An 8,050-nucleotide genomic window follows, 5' to 3' on the forward strand; every position below is an offset into this window, starting at 1 on the left:
ATCTGCGAGACCTTCCTGCGCGGCGTCGAGGGACTCATCCGGACCCACGCCGCACACCACCCATCCTGAACTGACCCCTTAGGGCCGCCTGTCTGATGGATCTTGAAGTGGCGCGGCCAGGTCTGGCGCGGAGCCAGATCACGATCGAGGCGACGGTAACCGTTGCCTCGTAGCGGGATTTCAACTCGTCTCACCTTGTAGCCACAACCCGGAGCTGTTGAGTCGGTTGAATGCCCGTTCGACCCGGTTGCGGTCCTCGTACCATGCTGCATCGAAGTTCGGGGGCCGGCCGCCCCGTGATCCCTTGCGAGCGCGGCTGGCCCGCACATCAACGCGTTCTGGGATCGCGAGTGGGACGCCCCGTGCGCGCAGCGACCGCCGGTTGGCCTTAGCCTCGGGATTTCACGGGGTAGGGCCGGTGCTGGCGCCAGTACCACCTGTCCCGGCTGTCTGTGTCGTGACCGGTCCGCCGCTATCCCTCCGACCAGACCGATGCGCAGTGGAAGATCCTGCAACCGCACGCCCGGCAGGTGATGGACCAGTTGCGGCGGGCCACCGGCCGGCGATGCTGCACGACCTGCGCGCGATGCTCGACGCGGCCGGCTATGTCGTGCGCAACGGTGTCGAATGGCGGGCACTGCCGATCGACTTCCCACCCTGGAAGCGGTCTACGCGTTCTTCCAACGCTGGAGCCAGCGCGGCCTGCCACACCTGCTGGTCGACCGGCTCCGGGCCCGGCTGCGCACCGGCGTCGGCCGCGACGCCCAGCCGACCGCCGGGATCATGGGCTCCCAGTCGGTCAAGGCCGCCGACACCGTCGGTGCCACGACCCGCGGCTTCGACAACGGCAAGAAGATCAACGGCCGGAAACGGCACATCGCCGTGGACACCGAAGGGTTCCTCCTCGCTGCGGTCGTCACCGCCGCGAACATCGGCGACCGGCACGGGGGCGAAACTGCTCATCATCACCCTGCCCAACGCCTGCACCCAGCTACGGCTGCTCTGGGCCGACGCCGGCTACGACGGCAAAGCCTTCACCGGCTGGATCCACGCAGTCGCCCGCATCACCATGCAGATCGTCACACGCGCCGAAGCGCACGCCTTCACCGTGCTGCCCCGCCGATGGGTCGTAGAACGCAGCCTCGCCTGGCTCCTGCGCTACCGGCGCCTGGCCCGCGACTACGAACGCCGCCCAGACCACCACGAAGCCATGATCTACTGGGCCACCATCTGGATCATGACCCGACGCCTCGCCCGCCGATCCACCGACCCGCCCCTCCAATGACGATGGGCCCAACCACGCCCACGAGTCAGCCCCACGCCAACACCCGCATAGACCCTTTACCAACAGGCACTTAGCTTAATCTTTAACCTCTGGACGGGGCGCGGCCAGTGCGACGAAGGCGATCGGCCGGGCGCATGCGGTGCCGGGCGCCGCGAGGCCGACCTCGGCGGCCACCAGCGTCAGGCGTACCCCTTGGCCGAGGCCGTCGGGGCCGACCGCCGCCCCGACCGCGCCGTAGTGCGCGGCCGGGACGTCTATGGTTCCACCGCGGTGATTGCGGTCGAGGGAGCTCGGCGCTTGGTGCTCGCCGACGACCGGTCCGGCGTACTGTCCCCTGCGCAGGCCTACAACGTCGGGGACTTCCTGTCCTTCCTCACGGCCCACGGCTTCACCCTATGAGGTCGAGACCGTCATCTGATCGCGGGTCTGCTCCGGTTGCAGTGCCGACCGGCGGGCGGCATCGCAGCAGCCTCGGAGAATGTCCAGCCGTTGAAGGATTGACCGACCCCGGGACCGTGATGAGGCGGGTTCCGAGAGTCCTCGCACTGGGGCAGGCCGACCGACCGGCATGCGCTGAGCCAGTGCGGTGTACCGCCAACAGCAAGCAGCGAGCATAGTCGATGCAGACACGTCCACCCCACGGCCGAAAGCGGTGAGGAACGATCTGGCGGACACGACAGCCGGAACAACGGCGCTCTCATCGACGCCCTGCGCGCCATCAACCTGAGATGCCGTCCACCACGCACGGCCCAGTAGCGGGCCCCGCCCAGGCGGGGAGTTATTGGCAGCCGTTGCCTAGATCGCGCCGCCACCGGAATTTCGTCAGCTATCACCTCGCCCACGTTTGACGGCTGCACAAGCTGCTCCGCGACGGGCCCGGTCGGTGCGTCCGTCGGGATAGCCGCTCGAACGGCCCGTCCGACCTACCGGGACGGCTCCGTTGCCCGCCGGTGCAACCACGCTGCGGCGGCGTTGATCACCCGAATCGGGCCGCAGCGCCGGAGCGGCTGCGGGTGGTGTGGACAACCTCCGGAGGGGCAGCGAGCTTGGAGCCGTCTATGACGGCTCACTGGGGTGAGCGGACTCCAGGACGAGCTGCTCGCGTACCTCTCGTCGCAGCATCTTGCCGGTCTCGGTGCGTGGCAGGGTCGCTCGGAATATGAAGCGGCGGGGTGTCTTCGGCCCGGCAAGCGTCTGACGACAGAACGATCTTAGCTCCTCCGAGAGCGTATCGCCCGGGCTGACGTCCTCGTTGAGCTCCACCGCGGCGACGACGATGTTTCCCCATTCGGGATCGGGCAACCCGACCACCGCACAGTCGCGCACCGCCTCATGCTCAGCTAGGCGTTGCTCGATCTCCGCGGGGTAGACGTTGACGCCGCCGGTGATGATGAGATCGACTCGGCGGTCGAGCAGGTACAGATAGCCGTCCTCGTCCATGTAGCCGAGGTCCCCCGCGGTAACGTAGCCGTCCCCCCGTACCGCTTTCGTGGTCTTCTCGTTGTCATTGAGGTACACGAATTCGCTGCCCGGCGCACGGAAGAAGATCGTGCCGTTCTCACCCGCTGGTACCTGTTGACCTGACTCGTCCAATATAACCGCGTCGGCCGGGCGACCAACGGTGCCCGGGTGTTCCAGCGCCTCCTGCGGGCTCACCACGGCGGCCACGCCCTCTGTCGACCCGAGGTATTCCCACACCCTCGGTCCGAGCCACTCCAGCGCGCGCGCTTTGAGGGTACGGGAGAACGGTGCACCCGCGACGACAAAGCCGCGCAGGCTGGAGAGGTCGTATGCGCTCCGTGTACGCTCCGGCAACTGCAGGAGCCTGTGGATATGGGTCGGCACAGCGTTCGCGACGGACACACGGTGCTGTTCAATCGCAGCGAGCGCCTGCTCGGCGTCGAACTTCGGCTGGATCACGACCGTGAGGCCACGATGGAGCGCGGCGATCGTGTTCGTTCCAGGGGCTGCGTGGTAACTAGGCGAGAACAACAGCGCTGTTCCCGGCGGGTCGGCGAGAGTGCCGAAGACATCGAGGAAACTCGCCATCCCGCTCGCGACGAGGTCCGGTGAAACCGGGGCTGCCTTCCTGCGTACACCGCGCGGTTTCCCGGTCGTTCCCGACGTGTAGTACATCTGCACGCCGGTGCGCCGGTCATCGGGCACGTCGTCGGAGGAAAAGGCGTTGAGCTCCGAGAACGACGTCCACCCGGGTGCCGCGAGCGATGGCACCGCGAATCTGAGCGCCGGAAGGGTGATGTTCGAGTACGCGAGCCGCTCGGCGAGGTCCGCGGTAGCCACGATCGCCTTGGCGCCGGCATCATGAAGGACGTATTCCACCTCCGCTGGGGTGAGGTGTGTGCTGGTCGGCACCATGACGGCACCAATCTGGAAGGTGCCCAGAAGCAGTTCGAAGTGTTCGATGCCGTTGCGCTGCTGCGAGACGACGACGTCGTCCGCGCCGATTCCCCGCTCCCGCAGAGCGTTCGAAACGCGATTCGCGCGGCGGCGCAACTCGCCGAAGGTCAACTGCACGCTGGTCGCTTCGTTGATGAGCGCGATCCGGTCGGGGTCGGCGACTCCGATCGCGTATGCGCCAGTGACGACTTGGACAGGTCCTGATGGAGGTGTGGTCATGCTCGGCTCTCTTCGCTGAGTGCGGGCGCGCGGAATCAGACGACCGCCGTGGCGCGTCGGTGTCCAGGCGAGGCGACCGCGTTGCGGCCGTAGAAGGTCTGGCCGTTCGTCGCCATCGTGCGTAGTAGCTCCGGTGCAGCGAACTGCTCGCCGTGGGCGGCCACAAGGCGATCCATCACTGCAACCACCCTGGGGATCCCGATCGCGTCCATGGCGGTGAAGGGTCCGCCCAGGTGGGCGGGGAACCCCACGCCGAGGACGGCGCCGAGGTCGCCGTCAATGACATCGAGGAGTACCCCCTCGCTGAACGCGCGCGCGCCCTCGGCGAGTTGTGCGTACAGGATGCGCTCCTTCACCTCGTCGATTGAAGGGTTGTGATCCGACGAGGCGACGAGCCCGGCGAGTCCGGTCCACAGCCGGGGCGTCCCCTCCTTTGGGTAGTCGTAAAACCCGGCGCCGGACTTCCGGCCGCGCCGGCCGAATCGTGCGGCCAGCACCGACGAGAGGGGGAATCGGGATAGGTCGGCGTCGTCGGGAAGCGCGGCAACCTCGCCAAGAACACCGTGTTGCCCGACGTCAAGGCCGATGGCGTCCGAGATCGCCAGCGCGCCCTGTGGCATCCCGAGCATCTTCGCGCCATTTTCCAGCAGTGCCGGGGTGACTCCTGACTGCACCATGCGGAAGCTCTCGCCAATGAAGGAGCCGATGAAGCGGGTCGTATAGAAGCCGGGGCTGTCGTTCACGACTACGGGAGTCTTCCGTAGCACCTGCACCAGGTCGAGCGCCTTCGCGAGTGTCTCGTCTGAGGTCGCGGCACCCCGGATCACCTCCACGAGCGGCATCCGCTCGGCAGGGGAGAAGAAGTGCATGCCGATGAACTGAGCGGGACGCCTGCTGAACCCGGCGAGCTCCGTGATCGGCAGGCCCGAGGTGTTAGAAGCAAAGGTAGTGTCTTCCGGGAGCACCTGCTCTGCGCTCTCGATGACCGACCGCTTCACATCGAGGGACTCGAACACCGCCTCAACGACGATCGGAACTCCAGCCAGCGCAGACATGTCGCTCGTCGCATGGATGCGGGAAAGTGTCTGGGCCGCCTTCTCCTCGGTCGTGCGGCCCTTCTCGACCGCCCGCCGCAGCTGCTTCTCGGCGTAGTCGCGGCCGGCGTGCGCCTTCTCTTCCGTCGTGTCGATGAGAATGACTTTGATCCGGCTGCGCGCGGCGTTCAAAGCTAAGCCCGCGCCCATCGTCCCCGCACCGATGATCCCGATGCAGGGATACTGTGCCTTCGGATAGCCATCCGGCCGCATCACGAGCTTGTCCGCCGCCTGTTTGCTGACGAACATTGTGCGGATGAGTGCCTTGGAAGTCGAATCGATGTAGACCTTGTGAAAGTACTTGCCCTCCACGCGCAGCGCCGTGTCGAACGGCAGCTGAGTTCCTTCGTAGACCGCTGCGGCAACCGCTGTGACGGCGGGGAGGTTGGCGTACGTTCTCGCCCGCGTCGCCGCGTTCCCGATAGTGAACAGCTGCCCGACACGCTTCGACGTCGTCGCCGTGCCTCCTGGGACCTCGAAGCCCTTCTTGTCCCAAGGTGCGACGGGATCGCCTACCTCGAGCAGCCACGCCCGGGCGTTCGCCAGCATTTCCTCCCTCGGCACGACCGCGTCGACGAAGCCGAGCCGGAGCGCGGTCGGCGGATCGACGAGTGTCCCCTGCGTCAACAGCGGCAGCGCCTGCTCGATCCCGATGAGCCGTGGCAGCCGCTGCGTTCCGCCGCCACCGGGAATGAGTCCGACGGAGACCTCCGGGAGCCCGAGCCGGATCGTCGGATCGTCGGCGACGACCCGGTAGTGGCACGCGAGCGCAACCTCAAGCCCGCCACCGGCCGCGACGCCGTTTACCAGAACCGCGACGGGCTTGCCGGCCGTCTCGATCGCGCGCAGCGTGCGCGACAACGAGAGCGACTCCTCCACCTGCTCCGCGACGCTGAGCGGCTCGCGCTCGGCCCCGTTGCCAGCATCCATGCTCTTCAGGTCGGCGCCGGCGAGAAAGCCGTCCTTTCCGGACGCGATGACGACACCGCGTACGGATGGGTTGGCGACGGCGGCGGCGAACGCCTCTTGGAGATCGCCGAGCAACTGGCCGCCGAGGGTGTTCATGGACTGACCGGGCAGATCCATCGTGAGGACGGCAATGCCGTCCTCATCGGTTGCGGTTGCGACGCTGTACGTCATAGTTCGCTCCGTTGTTCTCGTCAGACTCGTTCGATGACCGTGGCGATCGCCTGGCCGCCTGCCGCACACAGAGCAACGACACCGGTCGACAGTTCCCGGCGTTCGAGCTCGTCGAGAAGCGTGCCGAGGATCATCGCGCCAGTCGCGCCGAGGGGGTGGCCCATTGCGATGGCGCCGCCGTTGACGTTGAGGACGTCATGGGAGATGCCGAGCTCATTCATCATCAGGATCGGAACCACGGCGAACGCCTCGTTGAGCTCCCACAGGTCGATGTCTGACACTGACATGCCAGCCCGGGCGAGCGCTTGACGCGCGGTCTCGGGAGGAGCGTCGAGAAATAGCAGCGGCTCGGAGCCGCGCGATACCGAGGAGCGGATGACGGCGCGTGGCGTGAGTCCGCTGCGATCACCGAACTCTGCATTGCCGATGAGTACGGCAGCGGCACCGTCGACGATGCCGGAGCTCGTGCCTGCCGTGTGTAGATGTTCGATGTAGTCGATGTGCGGATAGCGCTGGATCGCCACCGCGTCGTAGCCGAGGCCACCTTCGAACGCGAAAGCGGGCGGGAGAACAGCGAGCCCTTCCAACGTGGTTTCCGGGCGTAGGTGCTCGTCACGATCCAGCAGGACTGTGCCGACGATGTCGGTGACCGGCACGATGGAGCGCTTGAAGTAACCGCCGTCCCACGCGGCTGTGGCGCGACGCTGGCTTTCGACGCCGTAGCGGTCGAGATCCTCCCGGCTCGCACCGATGAGCGCGGCGAGCAGATCCGCCGCGACGCCCTGTGTGACCAGTGGGTACTGGGCTGTGAACGCGGGATCGATCCCCCATGATCCACCCCCGCCAGATCCTGGGGGTACGCGTGACATGCTCTCGACGCCGCCGGCGATGACGGCGTCGGTCCAGCCTGCGGCAATCTTCGCGGCGCCCACTGCAACAGCTTCGAGTCCGGAGGCGCAGAAGCGGTTGAGGTGAAGGCCGGGAACCCGGTCGGCGAACCCTGCCGCAACCGGGGCCATGCGCACACTTGTGGCACCCTGCTCACCGAACGGCGTCACAATGCCGAGGATGACCTCGTCGATGCCGTCGGCGGCGAGGTCATTGCGCTGCTTCACCGCCGCGAGCGACTGCGTCACAAGATTCGTCGCAGTGATCTCATGCAGCGCTCCGCTGGTCTTTCCGCGCCCTCGAGGACTGCGCACATGGTCGTAGATGAAAACGTCGGTGATCACCGGTGCTCCGCCTCTCCATGAACCGTGCCAATCGCCCCGTACTCGGTCGATGGCCAGCACAACCGTATTAGAAATAGAATCTAAGTTCAAGTTGCTCGGCGTGAAAGATTGCTGAACTCGTCGAGGCGGAGGGCCTCGATGCGAGCACCGGACACGGGCGTCCGCATCCGGATGACCGTACCCGGTGCGGACACATGAGGTTGGACTCTCGGCGGACCACAGCGGCAGGAGATTCCGCCGGCCGCGTGCCGACGATGCTCCGCCTCGACTACGAGGCGCGCCGCCTTACAAACTCCCAACAGAGCGATCTAGGGGTTTCTGTCCTTTGTGGACGACGACCTACGGCGTCGACCGTGCGGAAGGGCGAGCAGCCACCATGGATCGTGCCGGACGGGTCGTAGGAGCAGATCAAGCCACTGTTGCCCAGCACCCCCGGCGGCTGCGCAACCCCGGACGGAAGCGGATGCCGGATCGGCAGTCGCTGTGCGGGACCCTGTTCGTGCTGTACACAGCGATCCCGTGGGAGTACCTGCCGCAGGAGTCTGGGGTTCGGCTCCGGGACGACCTGCTGGCGGCGGCAGGCTAAGACCGTGTCTCATTTGGGGTTTTTGAGGAGTTTGCGGTAGCAGATGAGGGTGCAGGCGATGGTGGCGAACGCGGCG

The 8,050-nt window shown here is 66.5% G+C and carries 5 protein-coding genes and 2 pseudogenes; 3 read left to right on the top strand and 4 right to left on the bottom strand.

The genetic code is table 11. The annotated features are described in order from the left end of the window. Positions 1–627: 627 nt before the first annotated feature. Positions 628–864: pseudogene (locus ABZS66_RS59040) on the top strand (IS5/IS1182 family transposase); the annotation flags it as partial. Further along, a complete protein-coding gene (locus ABZS66_RS59045; RefSeq protein WP_354773355.1) occupies positions 821–1,285 on the top strand; it encodes a transposase in 465 nt (154 codons plus the stop codon). The pseudogene ABZS66_RS59040 and the gene ABZS66_RS59045, both read left to right, overlap by 44 nt. Before the next feature lie 75 nt (positions 1,286–1,360). Here ABZS66_RS59045 and ABZS66_RS59050 read toward each other — a convergent pair whose 3' ends face one another. From ABZS66_RS59050 to ABZS66_RS59065, 4 genes are all read right to left on the bottom strand, one after another. Then, the gene (locus ABZS66_RS59050; RefSeq protein ID WP_354773347.1) at positions 1,361–1,669 is read right to left on the bottom strand and encodes a hypothetical protein; all 309 of its coding nucleotides are present in this window, start codon (positions 1,667–1,669) and stop codon (positions 1,361–1,363) included. A 672-nt stretch (positions 1,670–2,341) separates the two neighbouring features. Further along, complete coding sequence (locus tag ABZS66_RS59055; protein WP_354773349.1) at positions 2,342–3,922, bottom strand: AMP-binding protein; 1,581 nt, start codon at positions 3,920–3,922, stop codon at positions 2,342–2,344. Between the two features lie 35 nt (positions 3,923–3,957). Beyond that, complete coding sequence (locus ABZS66_RS59060; protein WP_354773351.1) at positions 3,958–6,156, bottom strand: 3-hydroxyacyl-CoA dehydrogenase NAD-binding domain-containing protein; 2,199 nt, start codon at positions 6,154–6,156, stop codon at positions 3,958–3,960. A 20-nt stretch (positions 6,157–6,176) separates the two neighbouring features. After that, positions 6,177–7,388, bottom strand: a complete 1,212-nt coding sequence (locus ABZS66_RS59065; RefSeq protein WP_354773353.1) for an acetyl-CoA C-acetyltransferase — start codon at positions 7,386–7,388, stop codon at positions 6,177–6,179. A gap of 407 nt (positions 7,389–7,795) precedes the next feature. On the opposite strand from ABZS66_RS59065, the pseudogene ABZS66_RS59070 reads away from it, so the two are divergent. Continuing rightward, positions 7,796–7,966: pseudogene (locus ABZS66_RS59070) on the top strand (transposase); the annotation flags it as partial. Positions 7,967–8,050: the final 84 nt, after the last annotated feature.

The organism is Dactylosporangium sp. NPDC005572 (assembly GCF_040605515.1).
Lineage (GTDB): Bacteria > Actinomycetota > Actinomycetes > Mycobacteriales > Micromonosporaceae > Dactylosporangium.

Coding starts and splice junctions, on each gene's coding strand:
- ABZS66_RS59055 (WP_354773349.1), bottom strand. CDS start 3,922: ATGACCACACCTCCATCAGGACCTGTCCAAGTCGTCACTGGCGCATAC.
- ABZS66_RS59060 (WP_354773351.1), bottom strand. CDS start 6,156: ATGACGTACAGCGTCGCAACCGCAACCGATGAGGACGGCATTGCCGTC.